This window comes from Blautia sp. Marseille-P3087 (genome assembly GCF_900120195.1).
In the GTDB taxonomy this organism is placed as follows: Bacteria; Bacillota; Clostridia; order Lachnospirales; family Lachnospiraceae; genus Blautia_A.
Map to the genome: position 1 here is coordinate 2,204,652 of NZ_LT635539.1, position 19,997 is coordinate 2,224,648.

Here is a 19,997-nt window from a genome sequence, read left to right on the forward strand (position 1 = left end):
AAGAATGGAAGACAATATTTTTGATAAAATCCATGAGGTGGATCTGCAGAAGACCATGGAAAAATCTTATATAGATTATGCCATGAGTGTTATTGCCTCCCGTGCCCTTCCGGACGTCAGAGATGGTCTGAAACCGGTACAGAGAAGGGTACTGTATTCCATGATAGAGCTGAACAACGGTCCGGATAAGCCGCATCGTAAATGTGCCCGTATCGTTGGTGATACCATGGGTAAATATCACCCGCATGGAGACAGCTCTATCTATGGAGCTCTTGTAAATATGGCACAGGACTGGTCTACGAGATATCCACTGGTAGACGGTCATGGAAACTTTGGTTCTGTGGATGGTGACGGCGCGGCTGCGATGCGATATACAGAGGCACGTCTGAGCAAGATTTCCATGGAAATGCTTGCGGATATCAATAAAGATACCGTAGACTTCCAGCCGAACTTTGATGAGACTGAGCGTGAACCGGTAGTACTTCCGGCCCGTTATCCGAACCTTCTTGTAAACGGAACTTCCGGTATTGCGGTTGGTATGGCTACAAATATTCCACCTCACAATCTGAGAGAGGTTATCGGTGCAGTTGTCAAGATTATTGACAACATTATTGAAGAGGACAGAGACACTACGATCGAAGAGCTCCTTGAGATCGTAAAAGGACCTGACTTCCCGACAGGTGCGACGATTCTCGGTACAAGAGGCATCGAAGAAGCTTATCGTACCGGCCGTGGCAAGATCCGTGTTCGTGCGGTAACAAATATCGAAACTCTGCCAAACGGCAAATCACGTATCATTGTCACAGAACTTCCTTATCTGGTTAATAAAGCCCGCCTGATTGAAAAGATTGCCGAGCTGGTACGTGAAAAGAAAATCGACGGAATTACCGACCTTAACGACCATTCCAGCCGTGAAGGTATGCGTATCTGTATCGATCTCCGCAAAGATGCCAATGCAAATGTAGTTCTGAATCAGCTGTACAAGCATACACAGCTTCAGGATACTTTTGGCGTAATTATGCTTTGCCTGGTAGCCGTAAACGGAAGTCTTCAGCCGAAAGTCCTGACACTTCCGGAGATGCTGAAATACTATCTTGCTCATCAGGAAGATGTCGTTACAAGACGTACCAAATATGATCTGAATAAGGCACAGGAACGTGCGCATATATTAGAGGGTCTGCTGAAAGCACTGGATAATATTGATGAAGTGATTCGTATTATCCGTGGTTCCAGAAGTGTACAGGTTGCCAAACAAGAATTGATGGACAGATTTGAACTGACTGATGTTCAGGCACAGGCAATCGTAGACATGCGTCTTCGTGCTCTTACCGGTTTGGAAAGAGAGAAACTGGAAGCAGAATATGCAGAATTAATGGAAAAAATCCGTAAATTAAAAGCAATTCTGGCAGACAGAAACACACTTCTTCGCGTGATCCGTGAAGAAATCCTTGCAATTTCCGAAAAATACGGTGACGACAGAAGAACAGCAATCGGATTTGACGCATATGACATTTCTATGGAAGACATGATTCCGAGAGAAAATACAGTCATCACAATGACAAAACTCGGTTACATCAAGCGAATGACTGTAGATAACTTCCGCAGCCAGAACCGTGGTGGCAGAGGAATCAAGGGCATGCAGACACTTGATGATGACTATATTGAAGAACTGATGATGACAACTACGCATCATTATGTCATGTTCTTTACAAATACCGGCCGTGTATATCGACTGAAAGCATATGAGATTCCGGAAGCCGGAAGAACAGCCAGAGGTACGGCAATCATCAACCTGCTCCAGCTTATGCCGGGTGAACGAATCACTGCAGTTATCCCGATCAGCAAGTTTGAAGAGGGCCACTATCTGATGATGGCGACCAGAAAAGGTCTTGTAAAGAAAACTCCGATTCAGGATTATGCCAATGTCCGCAAAATCGGTCTGGCAGCAATATCACTTCGCGATGATGATGAACTGATCGAAGTAAAGGCTACAGATGACAAGAAAGATATCATTCTGGTAACGAAATACGGTCAGTGCATCCGCTTCAAAGAAAACGATGTCAGAAGTACCGGCCGTGTGTCTATGGGTGTACGCGGTATTAACCTGCTGGATGGCGATGAAGTTGTGGCAATGCAGCTTAACACACAGGGATATTATCTGCTCGTTGTATCCGAAAACGGTATGGGCAAGAGAACATCCATCAGTGAATTTACCTGTCAGAACCGTGGCGGTAAGGGTGTGAAGTGCTACAAGATCACCGAAAAGACAGGTAATGTTATCGGCGCCAAAGCAGTAAATGAAGAAAACGAAATTATGATGATTACTACAGAGGGTATTATTATCCGTCTGCAGTGTTCGGATATCTCAATCCTCGGAAGAATCACATCAGGAGTAAAACTGATCAATCTTTCTGACGGAGTGACTGTTGCAAGTTTTGCAAAAGTACGTGAAAAAGACGAAGACAAAGCAGAAAAAGAAAGTTCTGAAGATACCGAAAATACAGAAGAAATTTCCGAAGATGCTACCATAAAAGAAAATCAGGACAGCACAGAGAAATAAAGGGGAAAGTAAATCATCATGGACAGGGAAAAAGCTGCAACAAATGTAAGAAAACGCTCCGGTGCTTCCGGGGCACATGCAAAAGCCGCAGCAGCCAAAAAAAGACAGCAGGCAAGACATAAAAATACCGCAAAAGGACGGTCTTCACGAAGAACATCAGGAAGGTCGGATATAGCAGCAGTGATTGCCAGACTTCCAAAGAAAGTTCTGGCAGCTGCGGCTGTACTGATCGTGCTGATCATTGTGATCGTATTTGCGGCAAGAGGATGCGGTGTCAGTCATAAGACACCGGAGAAAGTGGTCAGAACGCTTGTAGAGGCTTATACGTCAGGAAGCGAAAGCAAGGCAAAGAAATGCTACGGAGTTTCCAAAGCTGATGATAATCTGCAGCAGGAAATGGATGCTACCGTAAATTACTACAAAGCTTTCGCTGCAGACAAGACAGAAATTACGCAGTGTGGTCAGATTTACCAGAATGGCAAGATTACATATATGTATGTGATTTATGATCTGGTACTTAAGAATGGCCAGAGTTATCCGTGTATCAGTACTTATATGGTGCAGAAAAAGGATGATGGCAAATATTATGTAATGACACCTTCGGAAATCACTGATGATATAGGTAAACAGGCTGCAACAAAATATGCAGAGTTTATGAATACGCAGGTTTATAAGGATTATACAACCGCTTATGATAAATTCATTAAGAAAAATCCGGGATATGAAGAACAGATTGCGGCAAAACTGAAATAGAATCCTTTGAAGAGGCGGTGCGCGTAAATGAAAAGAATTATAATGATGGTGTTAAGAAACATCCTGTTTGTGCCGTGGGGCTGGTTTATGCTAAATAAATATGCGGCAAATGTGGATCGCTATACAGAAGGCGAGAGATATGCACTCCTGAAAAAAATCGACCATAAGGCAAATGTGGGTGGAAATATTACCGTGAAGTCTTATGGAGTTGAAAACATTCCCAACGAAAATGGTTTTATGTTTTATCCTAATCATCAGGGATTATATGATGTGCTGGCCATTCTGGAAGCCTGCCCGACACCTTTTTCTGTAGTTGCAAAGAAAGAAGTGGGAAACGTACCGTTCTTACGACAGGTATTTGCCTGTATGAAGGCATATATTATGGATCGAGAAGATATCCGGCAGTCCATGCAGATAATCCTCAATGTCACAAAAGAAGTCAAAAACGGACGTAATTACCTGATCTTTGCAGAGGGAACCAGAAGCAAACACGGAAACCATCCGCAGGAATTTAAGGGTGGAAGTTTTAAGGCAGCAATGAAGGCAAAATGTCCGATCGTGCCGGTGGCACTGATTGACACCTATAAAGCATTTGATACGGGATCTGCAGAACCATTGACTGTACAGGTGCATTTCCTGAAGCCAATGCATTATGAAGAGTATAAAGATATGAAATCCACAGAAATCGCAGCCGAAGTCAGAAAAAGAGTAGAAGCAACGATTCAGGAATATGGTGGATGGGACGAATAAAATTAAGATAGCAGGACAGCCGGGAGTAAAGCTCCCGGCTGTTTTCTGTGTAATAGGAAATTACTCCGTAATGTTCCTATTACACAAAAACGCTCCGCATAAGGATGAGCCGCAGTTCAGGCATTTTCCTTATCGAGGGCCTGCTTCATGAGTGTGCAATCTTTACTGAACTTACAGTCTCCGTACTCGCAGCTTGAATCCAGAAGATGAAGGCCGTTCGGAAGTTGTTCAAATTCGCATATGACTGTCTGAGTCATGTCAAAATTTCTACAGTATCCGGTAAAAAACTCTTCTATAATCTCTGCCATAAAAATCCCTTCTTTCGCTTTATCAGCAATCTGTTTTATTTTAAAAATCAGTCTAACACAGAAATTTCGAAAATCCAACAAAAACGCGGCCATAACAGTCTTGCGTGAATAGCTGTTTTTTTAACGTCAACTGTGTTTGACTTTATAATAAGTCTGCCCGTATAGTTAAAGTAGAGATTATAGAAGTAAAAAGTCCGGGCGACTGGCAGCAGATAAAAGAGAAGATTTGGAGGAAACAGGAATGGGCAAAAGTTATTGGATATGGTATCCGGGAGATTTTGAATTATATCATGGGATGAAACAGAATTTCAGCCGTGTGGAGAGAGGCTTTGGCTGGCCGGCTTTCTGGAAAAGTGAAGGTTTCCGCAACAGAGTGGCTTTCCGTCGTACTTATCAGCTGGAAAAAGAAACTTCTTTTACCGTATATTCAAATGCCATCGGCCACGTACTGGTTGGCGATAAGAAATATTCGTTTGGAAAGAAAATTGTCTGTGGTCCGGGAGAAGTTGCGGTTGGAGTTCACACAGGCTGCATTGAAGCTTTTCCATGTATTTATGTGGAGGGAGAAGTAATCTGCTCAGATAAGGGATGGATTGTAGAAGATTATGATAAAGAACCACTGCCGGCCGGCAAAAGCAAATACTTTACAGAACCGAATCAGAATCCGACAGTCTGGGAATACAGCGAAAAAGTATATGAACCAGTCAGTGTAACAGAATATAATGGCGGAACACTGTATGAGTTTGAAACAGAACTGAATGCGGTTCTGGAAGCAGAGTTCAAAAACGGATACCAGCCGGTGCTGATCTGCTGTGGAGAGTCAAGGGAAGAAGCAATTGATCCGGTCCACTGCTATTATAGCTGGCAGCCGGACAAGGAGACAGGCAAGTGTCCGTGCTGTGCAGTAAGATTTGCATATATTCCTGACTGCAAGCCGGGTGAAGTTATCCTCAGGGCAAACCATCAGTATGTGGATATTCCGGTAAAAGCATCTTTTCATTGTGGAGAAGATCGATTAAATCAGATCTGGTCTGTAGCAGAGCATACATTCCGGCTTTGCAGCGGCATTTTCTTTATTGACGGAGTAAAACGTGATAAATGGATCTGGTCGGGTGATGCTTATCAGAGCTTTTTTGTAAACCGTTACCTGATGGCGGATGCGGATATTGACCAGAGAACAATTCTGGCACTCCGCGGTAACGACCCGATGACAAAACATATCAATACAATTGTAGATTATTCACTGCTGTGGTTACTCGGTGTAGATTATCATAATGAAGGATATGGTGACAGGGACTTTCTGGAACTTGTTTATCCGAAGATGGTTTCTCTTATGGGATTCTGCAATGGCAGACGCGATGAGCATGGTTTCCTGATCGGGAAAGAAAAAGACTGGGTATATATTGACTGGGCGGATATGGATAAAGACGGCCCGCTCTGTGCAGAGCAGATGCTTTACGCTGCCTGTTTTCGCGCAATGGAGGAAATCAGCGAACAGATTGGTAAAGATGGAAGCGTTTACAGAGCAGAATATGAAAAACTGACTGCTGTCATCGAAAAATTCTTCTGGGATGAGGAAAAAGGTGCTTATATCGATTCCTTCACGTCCGGCAGACGAAATGTGACAAGACATGCAAACATTTTTGCAATTTTATTCTCAGTTGCTGACGAAAAGAAGCAGGAAAAAATCCTTAAAAATGTATTAGAAAATGATGAAATTCCGGCGATCACAACACCATATTTCAATTTCTTTGAACTGGATGTACTTTGCCGGATGGGAAAACTTACGGAAGTTCTGGACAAAATCCGCTCCTACTGGGGAGGTATGCTGGACCTTGGCGCAGTTACATTCTGGGAAGAATATGATCCGTCTGTACCGAAGGAAGAACAGTATGATATGTATGGTGATCACTTCGGAAAGAGCCTCTGCCATGCATGGGCGGCAAGCCCGATCTATTTCCTGGCAAAATATTTTGCCGGGCTGGATCTTGTAAACAAAGATGGTGTTACTTATATATTAAAACCGCAGATGCAGTATTTTACAGAGCTTGACTGCACACTTCCGGTGGGAAGCAATGGAGTTGTGCGTCTGGTCTGGGATGGAGAAATTTTGGAAATCACACCGAATGCAGATGGCGGAATTCTGGAACTAGGTGAACAGAAACTTTCTCTGGTAAGAGGAGAGACAAGAAGGGTGAAGATTTGAAATGAAAAAAATAGATTTTAATAAAAACTGGACATGTAAATGTCTTACCAGAGATGAAGAACCATACTCTGTGACTCTTCCGCATGACGCCATGCGGAGTGAGCCGCGAACAGAAGAAAGTTTGAGCGAAGGAAATTCCGGCTGGTATCTGTGCGGCGACTATGAATATACAAAACATGTTTTTGTACCGTCAGAGTACAGTGGCAAAAAGGTTCTCATCGAGTTTGAAAGTGTTTATCATAATGCAGAAGTTTATATTAATGGAAAGAAAGCTGCATACAGACCGTACGGATACACGAATTTTTATGTAGATACTGAAGGGCTTTTGAAATATGAAGCACAGAATGAAATCCGTGTGATCGCACGAAATTCCGATCAGCCAAACAGCCGCTGGTATTCAGGAACAGGAATCTACCGTCCGGTATACCTCTGGACAGGAGATAAAAAATATATCCCGGTAAACGGAATTAAAATTCACACAGTCAGTTATATGCCGGCTGTGATCGAGGTGGAGATTAAAACTTCCTGTCCGGGTATGTTAAATGTTGGAATTTTAGATAAAGAACATACTGTGCTTACAGAAAAAATCGAAAATACAGGAAAACCGTCCGTATTTCGTATGGAAATTCCGGATGCAAAGCTCTGGGACTGTGATCATCCGAATCTTTACACCCTGCGTGCGACATTTGGAGAAGATGTTGTCGAGGAAACATTTGGAATCCGACTTCTTGAATGGAGCCCGGAAAATGGTCTTACGATCAACGGCAAAAGAGAAATTCTCCGTGGAGCCTGCGTGCATCATGATAACGGTGTACTTGGGGCATGTACCTATCCGGAGGCTGAGGAGAGAAGAGTTCGCATCCTCAAAGAAAACGGTTATAATGCAATCCGTTCTTCACATTATCCATGTTCTAAGGACTTGTTGGATGCCTGCGACCACCAGGGAATGCTGGTAATGGATGAGTATGTCGATGTCTGGTACATCCACAAGACAAAATATGATTATGTGGATTATCTTCAGGAATGGTGGCAGCAGGATCTTAAAGATATGGTAGAAAAAGACTATAACCACCCGTCTGTGATCATGTACTCTACTGGAAATGAAGTAGCAGAGACCGCACAGAAAAAAGGAATCGAGCTTACCGGAAAAATGACAGATTATCTTCACAAACTTGATCCATACAGACCGGTAACCTGCGGAATCAATATTTTCTTTAACTTCTTAAGTTCCATGGGAATGGGCGTTTACAGCGACGATAAAGCAGAAAAAAGTGCACAGTCGGCAAAACAGGAAGTTGAGAAAAAAGAAAAGAAGAAACCGGTAGGAAGTGAATTTTATAATACTCTTGCATGTCTGGTTGGAGATTATTTCATGAAGATTGGAGCAACACTTCCGCCATGTGACTGGAAAACAAAAGATGCTTTTGTAAACATGGACATTGCAGGATATAACTACGGACTTTTCCGCTACAGGCACGACCTGAAGAAATATCCACAGCGTCTGATCTTAGGTACAGAGACTTTCTGCAAAGACGCATACAGCTTCTGGGAGATTGCAAAAAAGAATAAACGAATCCTTGGGGATTTTGTCTGGTCAGGATGGGAATATATCGGAGAGACCGGAGACGGTGCCGCAGAATATGAGGATTACAAAGGCAAAATGCCACACACCAGAATGACCGGAAATAACGGACGAATCGATCTTCTCGGAAAACCTCGTGCGGAAGCAGCCTATACAAGAGTTGCTTTTGAACGCGAAACAGGTCCGTTTATTGCTGTAAAACCTGTTTATCAGAAAGAAAAGCTGAATCTGACAGGATGGGCACTTACAAAGGCTCTGGAGAGCTGGTCATGGAGAGGGTGTGCCGGAGAAAAAGCGGAGGTTGAAGTTTTTGCAAGGGCAGCAGAAGTGGAACTTCTGGTCAATGGAAAGAAAGCAGCCCGTGGAAAAGTAAAGAAATGCAGGTCAAAATTCCACATTCCATATGAAGATGGTGAGATTATTGCAATTTCCTATGATAAAAACGGCCACGAGATCAACCGTCAGACTCTTGTAACAGCGAATGAACAGACAATTCTTCATATCAAACCGGAGCAGGAAACAGTGCAACCGGGTAAATTGCTGTTTGTTCCAATGCAGTACGGAGACTTTATAGGGAACTGGAAACCGATGGAAAAACATCATCTCAAGGTTTCTGTTGAGAATGGAACACTTGAAGGTCTGGGAAGTGCCTGCTCCTATGTGGAAGGAAACTATGCACAGGATACCGTTGATACTTATTATGGTGAAGCGATGGCCGTGGTACGCGCCGGAGAAACTGATTTGGTAAAAATCACTGTCTGTGATGAAGAAAAGACATATACCCGTGAGATTCCGATTGTAGCATTAAAATAGAAAACTATAGGCAATATAAACAAAAACAAATATCACAATTTGTGCAAGATTTCCTGAAAAATTTTGCTTGTGAAAATTCAATAAAAAAATGCTCCCATTTACGGCTGAAAAAGTGCAGTCTGCGAAAAAAATGGGAGCGTTTTTTTAATTTATGTTAAATTTAGAACATAGAAATTGAGGAAGCACTTGAGCGATGAGGCTTACCCATATTTCAGGGAAAGAAAGGAGCTACAAACATGAGCAGAAAAAGAAATATCTGGCGTGGTCTGACTACTCTTACAGCGTCTCTTCTGACCGTTTCTGTTGCGGCAGGACCTGTAGTAGACAGTTATCGTACAGACATCGACAAATTTCTTGGTACAAAGAGCAGTGCGATGGTAACAGACAGTACAGATGAGGATCTGTATACATATAAGTCTGATTATTCCAGCACTACCGAACTTCTTGATTCCATCGAGGATCTCGGAGAACGTATGAGTGAGGAAGGAACTGTTCTGTTAAAAAACGAGAACAATGCACTTCCGCTGACAAAGGATGAGACACAAAAACTGTCTCTTCTCGGATTCTCCAGTTATTATCCGGTTCAGGGTGGTGACATGGGAAGTTCCCTGAACGAAAATGAGGGAACAGATGCAGATACGGTAGATTTTGTTGAAGCATTAGATGCAAAAGGATTCAAGATTAATGAAGATCTTCAGAAACTGTACAAGAGCCTGGAATCAGAATTCAAAACAGAAGTTAATATGTGGGGAAATATCATGGAATATTACCACATTACAGCTCCTGCAACAGATGGCGTTTTTGCAAGCAAAGAACCTTCACAGGAAAAAATGGACAGCGTAGACAGCCAGTGGAAAGAATCTATGGATGATTACAATGTCATGCTGGTAACGATCGGACGTTCTTCTACAGAGAACGGAACTTATCTTCCGGGTGTGGATGGCGTAGATGCATCCCAGAATCTGAATCAGACGGATCCGCTTGGATTAAGTGATGACGAACGTGACCTGATCAATGCTGCAGTCGAAGCAAAAGAAAACAATGGCGGTAAAGTCATTGTTATGCTGAACAATGCAAATGCAATGGAGATTGATGAAATCAAAAACAATGATGGTGTAGACGCAATTATGGAAGTTGGCCTTCCGGGCGGATACGGATTCTATGGTGTTGCAGATATCCTTTCCGGAGAAGCAAATCCGTCCGGTCATCTGACAGATACTTATGCTGTGACAAATGCCAACTCACCGGCAGCACAGAACTTTGGTAACTATGAGTGGACAAATGCTGATCCGGCTGTGAATATCAATGCAGAGGAAGTAGAAGCAGAAGGTATTTACACAGGATATAAATATTATGAAACAAGATATGCAGATACGGTACTTGGACAGGGTAATGCAGATGCAACTGTAGGAAGCTCTACAGGAAAAGCATGGGATTATGATGATGAAGTATCTTATCCGTTTGGATATGGTCTTTCTTACACAACCTTTGAGCAGACTCTTAAGAGTGTAGATGTAGATCTTTCTGACAGAACTGTAACTGCTGAAGTAGAAGTTAAGAATACAGGAGATGTTGCAGGTAAAGATGTTGTACAGCTTTATACTTCTGTTCCTTACACAGATTATGATGTAGAAAACAAAGTAGAGAAATCTGCAGTTCAGCTTCTGGACTATGAAAAAACAGATATGATCGAGCCGGGCGAAAGCCAGACTGTTACAATTACTGCTGATGCACAGGATATGGCAAGCTGGGACAGCACATGCAGCAACGAAGCAGGAACAACAGGTAACTGGATCCTGGATAATGGAACTTATTATTTCACTGTTGGAAATGGTGCACATGAGGCAGTAAATAACGTGCTTGCTGCACAGGATCAGGATGTTGAAGGAAATAAAGATAATGTACAGACATGGGAACTTGGTGATTTCGATTCCTCTTCCTTTGCAGTAACTTTAAATGGTACACCGGTAGAAAATCAGCTCCAGGATGCAGATCTGAATAACTGGATGGAAGACACCGTTACTTACTTAAGCAGAAATGACTGGGAAGGAACTTGGCCGGAAACATACAAAGACCTGACAGCTACAGATGAGATGATCAGCACTATGGCTGATGACTACAGTGATATCGAAGCAAACGGAGATCCGTCTTCTGTAACCTTCGGGGCAGATAATGGAATGACCTTGGCAAATATGAAGGGTGTAGAAGATATCACAGATGAAAGATGGAGTACACTGATGGATCAGCTTACTCTGGAAGAATGCCTGATCCGTACTGGACTTGGTGGAACCAGCACAAAGGTTATCGAATCTATCACTTCTCCGGAAGCAATCCAGAACGATGGACCGAACGGATTCAACTCTTATCCGCTGGGCCAGTATGCAAACTCCAATGCTTCTACAGGAGATCCTTGCGTGATCGCAGAAGATGATCCGAACCGTGACTACAAGATGGGTGTTATGGCAGTTGAAACTGTAATCGGTCAGACATTCAGCAAACAGCTGGCAGAAGAATGGGGTAAAGCAGTAGGTAACTATTCTCTGTGGGCAAATACAGCAATCTGGTGGGGCGTTGGAACAAACCTTCATCGTACACCATACAATGCACGTAACCATGAATACTTCTCAGAAGATGCAGTTCTGACAGCAGGTCAGGGTGCAGCAATCATCAAAGCCGGACATGAGTATGGTGTACTGATCGCACCGAAACATCTGGCATTTAATGACACAGAGATCAACCGTACAGGTATTGCCGAGTTTATGACAGAACAGGCTGCACGTGAAAATGAGCTTCGTGGTACACAGTCCTGTATCGAAGATGCAAATGCGCTTGCTGTAATGACTACATACAACCGTGTCGGCTGTGTGACAAGTAATGCACATACCGGACTGCTTCTGAATATCCTTCACAAAGAATGGGGCTTCAAGGGCCTGATGTCTGAGGACTTCATTCAGGATCCGGCTTATACGAAGATCCACATGGCAGTACATAATGGTGTAACCATGACATGTAACACCGGTGACAACACCATGGCAGCAGTAGAAGCAGTATGGCCATACTGGAGTGTAGAAAATGCAAGCCAGAGTGAAGAACTTCTGACAGATCTGAAACAGGCAATGCTCTATCAGAATTATGCACTTGCAAACTCAAATGCAATGGATGGTATGTCAACCTCTACACATATCGAGAAACTGAATACATGGTATGATAACCTGATCACAGGTCTTCGTATTGGATTTGGTGTACTGACTGTACTCTGTGCAGCAATGTACCTGCTTGGACTGAAAAAGAAAGAGCAGTAAGGAGGAATAACTATGACTGAAAAGAAAAAAATGGGCGCAGGACTGGTCTTAAGTGTAATCACAGTTCTAGTAACTGTTGCAGGACTGGTTCTGTACATGATGAACTGCAAAACAAACTATTTTGTAAAAACTACTGGTACTGATAATACAATCGTTGCCTGCCTGGCTGTTGCTGCGATTCTTGAAATCGTTATGATCATAGTTTCTGTGAAAATGGGAGCAAAGCCGGTTCTGGATATTATTCCGGTAGCATGCGGTGTGCTGACAGCATATGCGCTGATCGCTTTTGTGGGAAGCAGAATCGCTGCAATCGGATCCATCATGACTTTTGAGAACAACGCTCAGAATATGGCGGATTTAAAAGGTGCGATCATTGGAATGATCGTATGTGCGGTCGCTCTGATCTTCACGATTATTTCCTCCTTCTTCAAAGTAGTAAAGGATTGATTTTATGAGCAAGACAAATAAAGATTTCTGGAACGGTCCACTGACCGGTTCCAGAATCAAATCAGAGGATGTAAAACTTCCGGAGATGTTGATAGGATATTTTATCGGACCGTTCGGAGCACTTCTGGCTTCCGGTATTTTTACCAGTATCCTTCAGAATTATTTTACAGATGTCCTGAAACTGAACCTGACATTTCTGACAACTTTACAGCTGTTCTCGACCATTCTGATCGTAGCAGCAAACCTGATCGTAGGTCAGCTTATTGAGCGTACGAGAACAATGGCTGGAAAGGCAAGACCGTGGATCCTGCTGTCTGCTCTGACTCTGTCCATTGCCTCTGTACTGATGTTTGTAGTTCCTTTTGAGGGAACTGCCAAAATGGTGTGGATCGCGATTGCCTACAACCTGTTTTATGCTGTGGCTTATCCGATCTACAATACAGCTAACTCCACACTGATTCCTGTATCTACAAGAAACAGTAAACAGAGAGGTGCACTGGCTTCCTTCACAAATGTGGCAGGACTTGCTGTTATGGGTGCCGGTTCCATGGTATTCCCGATCCTGGTTTCTTTCGCACTGAAAGAAAATCAGCATCTGTGGCTGGTAGCGATGACTGCAATCGCTATTTTCTCCGCGCTGACCATCTTCTTACAGTTCAAGTTCACACGTGAGCGTGTAACAGAAGAACAGATGTCTGAGGGCGATACAGAGGAGAAAACAGTTAAGATAGCTTCTCTGAAAGAACAGCTTTCTGCAGTTACCAGTGAAAAAATGTGGTGGATTGTGATGCTGTTCTACATGGGCTTCCAGTGGAGCGGTGCCATGAAGAATGGTTCCATGACTTATTTCTGTAAGTGGGTAATGGATAATACTTTCTTCGGTACAGCAGATGCCTGGGGCGCTTCACAGTCCCTTTTAAGTATCATGGGTGCAGTTCCGATGGCTGTGGCAGCAGTGGCAATCGTACCGCTCTGTAACAAATTCGGAAAACGTATCGTATGTATGGCCGGCATGCTTCTTGGTGCTGTCGGTGGCGTGATCGCAATCATGGGTAACGGGCAGATTGTTCCTGTAGCAATCGGTGTAGCTCTTAAATGCCTTGGATCTGCTCCGGCATGTTACATGATTCTTGCCATGCTTGCAGACGTAATCGATCATATCGAATACAAAGCCGGAATCCGTACAGATGGACTTACAATGTCTATTTACAGTTCCATCATGGTAGCTGCGACTCCGGTATGTAACTCTATTTTCAGTGCAATCTTAAATGCCAGTGGATACGATCAGGCAGCAGATATTGCTCTTGGTACTGCAGCACAGACAGCTGCAGCACAGACAGCAATCTCTGTCGGATATATCTGGGTAGAGACGATCGCTTATGTAATCTGTGCAGTACTGATTTTCTTCTTCACGATAGAGAAGAATCTGCCGGAAGAACAGAAAGCAATCGCAGCAAGAAAAAATAAATAAAGAGTCGTAAAAGACTGGTGTAAAGAGGCGGTCTTCTGATATATATAAGGTTAGTAAGTACAAAACTGTGCCTTAAGTATACCGGAAGACCGCTGTGTATTTATAAGATAAAACGGAAGGAGGAGACTGAACTATGGGTAAAAGAAAATTAAAAACTGTATTCTGGGTATTCCTTCTTCTGATAGTGACAGGTCTGATAGGATGTAAGCAGAAAGAGCCCGAAAAAGAACAGCTTTGTCATATTGTTATGGAAAAGGGGGATGGGTATCAGGTGACGGATCCTGTCAGAACAATAAAATCCGGAAGCAATGTGAGCTTTACAGTCACGCTGGATAATAACTGGCAGCTTCTGGGCACAGATTATCATGGCGAGACAGAAATAATAAAAGATGATGATGGAAAAACCGTGGAGATTGTTCTGCATGAAGTAAAATATTCGGAGAGTATCTGCATTCAGGCTGAAAAAGGAAAATATGAGATTTTGTATGATGCCAATGGCGGACAAAACACTTCAGGGGATTCAGACAGAGCGAGCATCTGTTATCGAGGTACTCACCAGAGAATCAATACTTCAATAGGAACGGATCTCTTTTTCAGAAAGGGTTACACACTGCTTGGATGGAATACCAGGGCTGATGGAAGCGGCCAGGCTGTGGGACTTGGAAGCCGGATCGCGTGGAAAGCAGGGCTTGTGCTGTATGCACAGTGGACGCCGTGGACAGACGAGGCAGATTTTATATACAAAAAAGTATCAGGCTTTGCAGTCATAACCGGATATAGCGGCAAGGCACAGCAGATCTGTATTCCACCCAGTCTTGGGGGATTACCGGTACGTACAATCCGGGAGAATGCTTTTGCAGATACAGACTGTAAAACCGTGATTCTTTCGCCGGGAATCTATGAAATTGAAAAGTGGGCATTCAGAAACAGTCATTTGGAACAGTTGTATCTTTATGATGATCTGGAAAAAATCAGTGACTATGCATTTCAGGACTGTGATATGCTGCATACTCTGCATATCAACGCAATCGAGGCTCCGGCCTACAGTGGAAATTATTTCGATACATTCCAGGATAAATATGATCGTCTGTTGAGCATGAAGGATAAAAAGAAGATTGTCCTGTTTTCCGGCTCTTCGACAAGATTTGGTTACGACAGTGAGATGATAGACCAGGCTTTTCCTGATTATGAAGTAGTCAATATGGGAGTTTTTGCCTATTCACCGGCACTTCCGCAGCTTGAACTGATTCGTTCCTGTATGAAGGAAGGAGATGTTCTTCTGGATTCTCCGGAATTTGATGCGGCAAACCGGCAGTTCTGTTATCAGAAGGAACTGGATTATGCAACTTTTGCCATGATGGAGTCAGATTATGATGTGTTTGTGCAGCTGGATCTCAGAGAGTATAAACAGATTTTCACTGCTTTTACTGCATATCAGGATGCAAGAGCAGATATGGAAAGAAAAAATTATGATGTCTGCGCATCAGAGTATGACGAGGATGGAAATGAAGTGGAGGAGCCAAGCTACAATGAATACGGGGATTATGTAGTGTACCGTCCGAATTCCACAAGTGAAAAACCGATTTACGGACTTCCGGTAAATTATACAGTAAATGCATATCCGAAGGATACTTATATCGATTCCATAAATACAGAATTTCAAAGATTTCTGGATCAGGGAATAAAAGTTTATTTTACTTACTCACCCAGAAATAAATATGCGCTTTCTGAAGACAGCACACAGGAGGAAAGAATCCGGCTGCATGAATATTTTAAGAGTCAGCTGAATGTTCCTGTCATTTCGGAACTTGAGGATTCTTTGTATACAGGAATTTATCTGTATGGAACGGATAATCATTTGTCTACGGAAGGGGCACAGATCCGGACTGAAAAAGTGATAAGGAATCTAAAAGAACAGTTTGTGAAGGAGGAAAAGAAATGAATTTTATATCACTGACATTTGTTTTCTCCTTTCCGGTGGTAGTGCTTTTGTACTGGAAGATTCCATGGAAATACAGAGAACTCTTTCTACTGGCTGTGAGCTATTTCTTTTACATAAAAGAAAGTTCCTGGGCAGGAGGACTGCTTCTGCTTACAACGGCAATCACGTATCTGGCGGGAATTGCTGTTGAGAAGGGCAGACACAGAAGAGCCTGGCTGATTTTGGCAGTGACTGTATGTCTGGGATTTCTGATCGGTCTGAAATATTCAGTCCCGCCAGTGGGAATCTCATTTTATACCTTCCAGACAATGGCATATGTGATCGATGTGTATCGTGGCGAAATTTCAGCGGAAAAAAGTCCTTTAAGCTATGCTCTGTTTGTATCGTTCTTTCCACAGCTGGTTGCAGGTCCGATCGAGAGAGCAGGTAATCTTCTTGGACAGCTGAAGGAAAAGCATACAATGAGAGGGGAAAATCTGCTGAATGGTTTCTGGCTGATGCTCCGGGGATTTTACAAAAAAGTTGTCGTGGCAGATTATCTGGCGGTATATGTTGATAAAGTATATGCTGCGCCGCAGGATGCCGGAGGAATTGGAGCGGTTCTGGGAACGGCGTTTTTTGCGGTTCAGATTTATTGTGATTTTTCGGGATATACAGATATTGCAAGAGGTGCGGCACGTATGATGGGAATACGGCTTATGGAAAATTTCAGGCATCCTTATCGCGCGGTAAGCATACAGGATTTCTGGAAAAGATGGCATATCAGCCTGACATGCTGGTTTACAGATTATGTATATATTCCACTTGGAGGAAACCGCAGAGGGTTTGCAAAGCGATGCAGGAATGTACTGATCGTTTTTCTGCTGAGTGGATTCTGGCATGGAGCGTCATGGAATTTTGTTGTATGGGGACTGATCCATGGAATCTATATGGTTGGTGCTATATGCCTTTCACAGATTAGGAAAGATAAAAAGAGAATCCTTCATCCGGTGGCTGGCTGGATCCTTACGCTGCTTCTTGTGAATATTGCGTGGGTGTTCTTTCGTGCTCCTTCACTTATCGGAGCATGGCGGATTCTGCAACAGCCGTTTGTGAATCCTCTGGGCAGTGGAATAGCTGAGACTATGAGTTTCCTGGGAATTCGGGGATTTGCGATTCTGCGACTTCTTACGACAGGAATTAGCTGGCTGATTCTGGAACGACTTCCTGAGGAGATCGATAAGAACTGCCAGACTCAGAAAGGCTTTTGTATGGCAGCAGTGATTTTTGTTGTTATGGTGACTGTGATTGAATTTTCATGGCTTGGCAGGATGGCATCAGGCGGTGAAAATGCATTTATTTATTTCAGGTTTTAAATATGGATAAAAGAACAGTAAGACGTATTGTTGCAACTGCACTGGCAGTGATTCTGGCTGAACAGGTATTTTTTCTGATCTGCGGTTTTGGACTGCCTGTACAGTTCGGGGATACATTTATGGGAGAACTGAAAAGTAAATATGAGAGGCTGAAGGAAACTTCGGGAAAGCGAATTGTGCTTGTCGGAGGAAGCGGAGTGGCTTTTGACTGTGACAGTGCCCTGATGGATGATTTTTTTCCTTCATATGAAATAGTTAATTTCGGTATGTATGCAGGTCTTGGAACCAAGGCAGTTATGGATCTTTCCGAAAATTATATTCATGAAGGAGATATCGTAATCCTTTCCCCGGAGCAGAGTGAGCAGACATTTTCCGATTATTTTAACGGAGAATACATGTGGCAGGCTGCTGATGGAGCCTTTGGAATGCTTCGTGATCTGAAAAGTGAAAACTTTGAGGCGATGCTGGGAAATTTTCCACGGTTTGCACTGGAAAAGCTGAATTATGTAATGAAAGGGCAGAAGCCTCAGACGGACAGCATTTATCAGAAGAAATCCTTTAATACATACGGAGATATCGAACTGGATACATGTCGGGAAAACATCCTTCCGAATGGTTATGATGTGAACCAGAAAGTAAGATTTACAGAAGATGTAGTTCAGCCGGAATTTATGGACTATATGAATGACTGGGCCAAAAGACTTGAAAAAAAAGGGGCTGTGGTCTGGTATCGGTACTGTCCGGTAAATAAACTGTCTGTGGAAGATATGGATGACCTGGCAGCATATGATGTATTTTTGCGTCAGAAACTGGATTTTCCTGTTATAGGAAATCCGGAAAACAGTCTGATGGAAGCGGAGTGGTTTTTTGACACCAATTTTCATCTGAATCAGCCAGGAAAAGAGGTAAATACCGTGCAGCTGATCCGCGATATGAAAGCGATGCTGGGGGATGACAGAGCTGTAACTGTGGAACTCCCGGAGAAACCTCACAGAACGTGGGGAGATGTATCTGCAGAAACCAGAATATGGACTGCAAAGGACAGTGAGACATATCAGGGTGAAGAAACGATCGTGATCCCGGAGAATGTGACACAGATTGAAGACTATGCTTTTTCGAATTGTGCAGGTCTTAAGCAAATTGTGCTTGAACAGAAAGATCCTTCGAAATGTATTGTGGGTCAGCATCTTCTGGATGGTACAGGTGCAGAAATCCTTGTTCCGCAGATGTCTGTAGACAGTTATAAGCGAAATTATTTCTGGTCAGTGTATGCCGGCAGGATCGGGAAAGTTACTGCTCACGCAGAAAAATAAACCAACCACGTTCAAAAGAAATCTGATACGGAAAATCATGATACAATGAAGATACGATAAAAGTGAGACTATAAATTTTGAACTGTAAAATCAGGATTGTGAAATTGATAATATGAAATCTGGAGGGAAAACATGAAAACAAAACAGGCTGTGAATCCATACATGCCAAGCTGGGAATATGTTCCGGATGCAGAACCACATGTTGTAGGAGACCGTGTGTATGTTTACGGTTCTCATGATATATTCAACGGACTGAATTTCTGCCTGGGCGATTATGTCTGCTGGTCGGCACCGGTGGATGATCTTGGTAATTGGCGTTATGAGGGCTGCATTTATAAGAGAGAACAGGATCCGGCAGCACCGAGAATCCGTCTGACAAATGGCCTTGCAGCGCCGGATATGGTGCAGGGACCGGATGGAAGATTTTATTTGTACTATTTCATGGGTGGTACAAAGATGATCTCCGTAGCTGTATGTGATGAACCGGCAGGAAAATATGAATTTTACGGGTATGTAAAATACAGTGACGGTATTGCAATTGGCAAAAAAAATGAGCCGTTCCAGTTTGATCCGGGTATCTTTATGGATGATGATGGAAAACTGTATCTGTATACAGGTTTTGCACTGGCAGGAAACCCGATCCTTCTGGATGGATCGAAACCGACAGAACATGGCCCGATGTGTTTTGAACTTGATCCTTCTGATATGCTGACGGTACTGAATGGACCGTCCTATATTGGAGTTGCTGGCGAAAAGGAATCCATCGGTACTCCTTATGAGGGACATTCTTTCCTTGAAGCAAGCTCCATGCGTAAATTTAATGGTACATACTATTTCATTTACAGCACAATGAACAGCCATGAACTCTGCTATGCGACAAGTGACAGTCCGGTAAAGAAATTCCAGTATGGCGGAATCCTGGTAAGTAATGGCGACATAGGAATGGAAGGTGTCCCGGATGTAAAACATGCGAGAAATAACACCGGAAATACACACGGAAGTATTATTGAGCTGAATGGAAAATATTTTGTTTTCTATCACAGACACAGTAACCGTAAGCAGTCTTCGCGTCAGGCTATGGCAGAAGAAATCCGTTTTGAAGACGGGAAATTTTATCAGGCAGAGATGACTTCCTGTGGATTAAACGGAGGCCCGCTGGAAGGAAAGGGGACTTATCCGTCATATATTGCATGTA

The 19,997-nt window shown here is 43.2% G+C and carries 13 protein-coding genes (1 of these 13 only partly in view); 12 read left to right on the forward strand and 1 reads right to left on the reverse strand.

Features of this window, described 5'->3' with window-relative positions:
• Positions 1-4 precede the first annotated feature (4 nt).
• Genes gyrA through BQ7344_RS10580 form a run of 3 tightly spaced genes read left to right on the forward strand, consistent with a single transcriptional unit; the run spans position 5 to position 4,063 of the window.
• Positions 5-2,560, forward strand: a complete 2,556-nt coding sequence (gyrA, locus tag BQ7344_RS10570) for a DNA gyrase subunit A (RefSeq protein ID WP_072522546.1) — start codon at positions 5-7, stop codon at positions 2,558-2,560.
• Between the two features lie 18 nt (positions 2,561-2,578).
• The gene (locus BQ7344_RS10575; protein WP_072522547.1) at positions 2,579-3,313 is read left to right on the forward strand and encodes a hypothetical protein; all 735 of its coding nucleotides are present in this window, start codon (positions 2,579-2,581) and stop codon (positions 3,311-3,313) included.
• A 27-nt stretch (positions 3,314-3,340) separates the two neighbouring features.
• On the forward strand, positions 3,341-4,063 hold the full coding sequence (locus tag BQ7344_RS10580) for a lysophospholipid acyltransferase family protein (RefSeq protein WP_015541454.1): 723 nt from the start codon (positions 3,341-3,343) through the stop codon (positions 4,061-4,063).
• Positions 4,064-4,179: 116 nt separating this feature from the next.
• On the opposite strand, the gene BQ7344_RS10585 is transcribed toward BQ7344_RS10580, so the two are convergent.
• Positions 4,180-4,371, reverse strand: coding sequence for a ubiquinone biosynthesis protein UbiE (locus tag BQ7344_RS10585; RefSeq protein WP_072522548.1), 192 nt, complete (start codon positions 4,369-4,371; stop codon positions 4,180-4,182).
• A 241-nt stretch (positions 4,372-4,612) separates the two neighbouring features.
• Between BQ7344_RS10585 and BQ7344_RS10590 the strand changes: the two genes are divergently transcribed.
• The 9 genes from BQ7344_RS10590 to BQ7344_RS10630 all read left to right on the forward strand — a co-directional run.
• Positions 4,613-6,577, forward strand: a complete 1,965-nt coding sequence (locus tag BQ7344_RS10590; protein ID WP_072522549.1) for an alpha-L-rhamnosidase-related protein — start codon at positions 4,613-4,615, stop codon at positions 6,575-6,577.
• 1 nt (position 6,578) lies between these two features.
• Positions 6,579-8,972: a glycoside hydrolase family 2 TIM barrel-domain containing protein gene (locus BQ7344_RS10595; protein ID WP_072522550.1), complete on the forward strand. Its 2,394-nt coding sequence runs from the start codon at positions 6,579-6,581 to the stop codon at positions 8,970-8,972.
• A 236-nt stretch (positions 8,973-9,208) separates the two neighbouring features.
• On the forward strand, positions 9,209-12,274 hold the full coding sequence (locus tag BQ7344_RS10600) for a glycoside hydrolase family 3 C-terminal domain-containing protein (protein WP_072522551.1): 3,066 nt from the start codon (positions 9,209-9,211) through the stop codon (positions 12,272-12,274).
• A gap of 12 nt (positions 12,275-12,286) precedes the next feature.
• Positions 12,287-12,721 carry a hypothetical protein gene (locus tag BQ7344_RS10605; protein WP_005423947.1) on the forward strand — a complete coding sequence of 145 codons (435 nt, stop codon included), beginning with the start codon at positions 12,287-12,289 and terminating at the stop codon, positions 12,719-12,721.
• 4 nt (positions 12,722-12,725) lie between these two features.
• A complete protein-coding gene (locus tag BQ7344_RS10610; RefSeq protein ID WP_072522552.1) occupies positions 12,726-14,192 on the forward strand; it encodes an MFS transporter in 1,467 nt (488 codons plus the stop codon).
• 133 nt (positions 14,193-14,325) lie between these two features.
• Entirely contained in the window at positions 14,326-16,134 is a 1,809-nt protein-coding gene (locus tag BQ7344_RS10615) for a leucine-rich repeat protein (RefSeq protein ID WP_072522553.1), read from the forward strand.
• Entirely contained in the window at positions 16,131-17,489 is a 1,359-nt protein-coding gene (locus BQ7344_RS10620) for an MBOAT family O-acyltransferase (protein ID WP_072522554.1), read from the forward strand. The genes BQ7344_RS10615 and BQ7344_RS10620 overlap by 4 nt, the downstream gene beginning before the upstream one ends.
• A 2-nt stretch (positions 17,490-17,491) precedes the next feature.
• Positions 17,492-18,802, forward strand: a complete 1,311-nt coding sequence (locus BQ7344_RS10625; protein ID WP_072522555.1) for a leucine-rich repeat domain-containing protein — start codon at positions 17,492-17,494, stop codon at positions 18,800-18,802.
• A 132-nt stretch (positions 18,803-18,934) separates the two neighbouring features.
• On the forward strand, positions 18,935-19,997 hold the 5' portion of the coding sequence (locus BQ7344_RS10630; RefSeq protein WP_072522556.1) for a family 43 glycosylhydrolase. Its footprint extends 389 nt past the window's final position; 1,063 of the gene's 1,452 nt are visible here — the first part of the coding sequence; its start codon is at positions 18,935-18,937; the stop codon falls past the right edge of the window.

Excerpts from the sequence above, each read along its gene's own strand:
- gyrA (WP_072522546.1), top strand. The coding sequence starts at position 5 with ATGGAAGACAATATTTTTGATAAAATCCATGAGGTGGATCTGCAGAAG.
- BQ7344_RS10575 (WP_072522547.1), top strand. The coding sequence starts at position 2,579 with ATGGACAGGGAAAAAGCTGCAACAAATGTAAGAAAACGCTCCGGTGCT.
- BQ7344_RS10580 (WP_015541454.1), top strand. The coding sequence starts at position 3,341 with ATGAAAAGAATTATAATGATGGTGTTAAGAAACATCCTGTTTGTGCCG.
- BQ7344_RS10585 (WP_072522548.1), bottom strand. The coding sequence starts at position 4,371 with ATGGCAGAGATTATAGAAGAGTTTTTTACCGGATACTGTAGAAATTTT.
- BQ7344_RS10590 (WP_072522549.1), top strand. The coding sequence starts at position 4,613 with ATGGGCAAAAGTTATTGGATATGGTATCCGGGAGATTTTGAATTATAT.
- BQ7344_RS10595 (WP_072522550.1), top strand. The coding sequence starts at position 6,579 with ATGAAAAAAATAGATTTTAATAAAAACTGGACATGTAAATGTCTTACC.
- BQ7344_RS10600 (WP_072522551.1), top strand. The coding sequence starts at position 9,209 with ATGAGCAGAAAAAGAAATATCTGGCGTGGTCTGACTACTCTTACAGCG.
- BQ7344_RS10605 (WP_005423947.1), top strand. The coding sequence starts at position 12,287 with ATGACTGAAAAGAAAAAAATGGGCGCAGGACTGGTCTTAAGTGTAATC.
- BQ7344_RS10610 (WP_072522552.1), top strand. The coding sequence starts at position 12,726 with ATGAGCAAGACAAATAAAGATTTCTGGAACGGTCCACTGACCGGTTCC.
- BQ7344_RS10615 (WP_072522553.1), top strand. The coding sequence starts at position 14,326 with ATGGGTAAAAGAAAATTAAAAACTGTATTCTGGGTATTCCTTCTTCTG.
- BQ7344_RS10620 (WP_072522554.1), top strand. The coding sequence starts at position 16,131 with ATGAATTTTATATCACTGACATTTGTTTTCTCCTTTCCGGTGGTAGTG.
- BQ7344_RS10625 (WP_072522555.1), top strand. The coding sequence starts at position 17,492 with ATGGATAAAAGAACAGTAAGACGTATTGTTGCAACTGCACTGGCAGTG.